The following is a 2,420-nucleotide window of genomic DNA, read 5'->3' on the forward strand; positions in this document are numbered from 1 at the left end:
AGTGATGATGGCAAAGAGGTCACACCCGTTCCCATACCGAACACGGAAGTTAAGCTCTTTAGCGCCGATGGTAGTTGGGGGCTTCCCCCTGTGAGAGTAGGACGTCGCTAAGCAATGAAAACAGTCAGCTGTGTGCTGACTGTTTTTTTATTTGTTCATAGAAAAAAATTTATGTATCATCGTTTTATTTATTTGATTTATTCAGAAACAAATAATAGAAAGATGTACTGTGCACATGGATATTTCAAGGCTAAATAAGTAGAGATTATAAAATAGAAGAAATAAGAGATCCAATAGTTTTATATGTACATTTACTAAAATGCCCACATTTATGCCCCATTTGTAAAACGGAAATGATGATAGTCCCTAATTACCGAATGCAGAAGATTAAGCATTAAAATGATTTGAACGAATTAATCATCCAGTTTATAAACGTCGCCATTATGTTTGTAGCTGTGGCAAGTGAGTCACCTTTATGGAATGGAAAATATCAACGTTACTCAAAAAAACGTAATTAAGTAGTGCGTGTTCGTTCAGTAAAAGCAAAGAAAAAACTTTTTAGGAAGTAGCGGAAGCACTTAGGATATCGAGTAACGCTGTAATGAGTACTTTTAAAGATGTGGTTAAAGAGCGATTAGTACAAGGTGTAAGTTTACCAAAAACGATTGCCATTAATGAGTATAAAGGCGATACAAATGTAGGTAGTTTACTAATTGTTTATTAAAAATACAGAGATATGCGAGTACGGAGCTGCTGTTGAAATTGTGGTCATGCTTATGGATCCAAGTTTAGAAGCAGTTGTTCAGTAGCCGCTAAGTCACCTGTCATTGTGGCGGACCGTTTTTACTACTATTGCTATGTTTTGAAGATTTTTATCCGTTTTGTAATAGTATATAAATAATAAAAGTTATACCTATAACAATTGAAAAGATAGTGTTTCATAAGATAACTAAAAGTTAATAAAACACCTTGTATTTGTTTATATATACGCCAAATAAATGCGTTTCGTGTCAAACAATATTTTTACACTCCTACCTACTGTGATACATTACCTCTATATCTGACATTCACTTTTAATGATCACCTTATTTTATAATTTATTGCTATTTGCTTTGTGATAAAACTCATATTATAGCAATGATATATAAACCAACATTAATTATTTCTCGTCATTTTTAAAGACAAGTTAGTAGCTATGTATATAGGTATCGACAATAAAGTAGGAATTTTAGTTCTATTCGTCACTATCCATTCTTATAATGTAAAGATTACATCAAAAAGGAGAGGGAATTTTGTGGATTGATGGCGTATTTTCTGGTGGAGGTTTGAAGGGCTTCGCTCTTGTTGGAGCATATCAAGTTCTAGAAGCAGAACATTTTCGTTTTAAACGTGTAGCTGGTACTAGTGCAGGTGCAATTTTAGCTGCGTTTATCGCTGCAGGATATAGTGGTAAAGAGATTGAAACTATGCTAGAAGAGTTAGATGTACCTTCATTACTGGATTCAAGAAGAACAATATTACCTTTTCCTTTTATGAAATGGATAAATGTTTATAACCATTTAGGTCTCTACAAAGGAAAGGCATTAGAAAAATGGTTCTTTCAAAAATTAGCTGCAAAAGGAGTATACACTTTTGAAGATTTACCTAAAGATTCACTAAAGTTAGTGGCTTCAGATTTAACAAATGGTAGAATGATTGTCTTACCAGATGATTTACACAAATATCAAATTGAAGCCAAAAATTTTTCAGTTGCCTGTGCACTTCGTATGAGCTGTGGAATACCATTTTTCTTTGAACCGGTTACATTAAAGACAGGTAAAGGTGAGTCAATAATAGTGGACGGTGGTGTTTTAAGTAATTTTCCATTATGGATATTCGATGATAAAGAAGGTCGAAAAGTACGACCAATTTTAGGTTTAAAGCTTAGCAGAAGAAGAGAAGAACAGTGTCCTCATGAAATTAGAAATGGTTTAAATTTATTTGAAGCATTATTTTCGACTATGAAAGATGCACATGATGAAAGGTATATATCAAGAAGACATGAAAGAGATATTATTTTTATTCCTGTAGAAGATTATAGTGCAACCCAATTTGATTTAAATGAGGAAACTAAAGAAACTCTTTTAGAAATAGGAAGAAACCGTACAATTCAATTTTTGCGGAATTGGCCTAGATTGAAATAATAGTTATTTTATAAAAAAATAATATAAAAGTATTGACCGATAACAAATCGGATGTTATTATATAAAAGTTGCTGTTGAGTGAAGCAGCTACTAAAATATAAAAATTAAAATAACTGTTGACATTAAGTATAAAACATGTTATTATATAAAAGTTAGCTCTTAACAAAGAGAAAACATTTAAAATGAACCTTGAAAACTGAACAAGCAAAACGTAATCAATAAAGTTTTTAGTAACTA

At 31.9% G+C, this 2,420-nt stretch carries 2 protein-coding genes and 1 rRNA gene; all 3 read left to right on the forward strand.

Annotated elements, in window-relative coordinates; all coding sequences use genetic code 11:
• Positions 1–113 (forward strand): 5S ribosomal RNA (gene rrf / locus GJU32_RS22775); the annotation flags it as partial.
• A gap of 488 nt (positions 114–601) precedes the next feature.
• Positions 602–724 (forward strand): hypothetical protein, encoded by a 123-nt coding sequence (locus GJU32_RS23705; RefSeq protein ID WP_274381842.1) that lies wholly within the window; start codon positions 602–604, stop codon positions 722–724.
• 568 nt (positions 725–1,292) lie between these two features.
• Positions 1,293–2,183: a patatin-like phospholipase family protein gene (locus GJU32_RS22780; RefSeq protein ID WP_155594159.1), complete on the forward strand. Its 891-nt coding sequence runs from the start codon at positions 1,293–1,295 to the stop codon at positions 2,181–2,183.
• The last annotated feature ends 237 nt before the right edge of the window (positions 2,184–2,420 follow it).

This window comes from Lysinibacillus cavernae (assembly GCF_009724685.1).
Lineage (GTDB): Bacteria > Bacillota > Bacilli > Bacillales_A > Planococcaceae > Lysinibacillus > Lysinibacillus cavernae.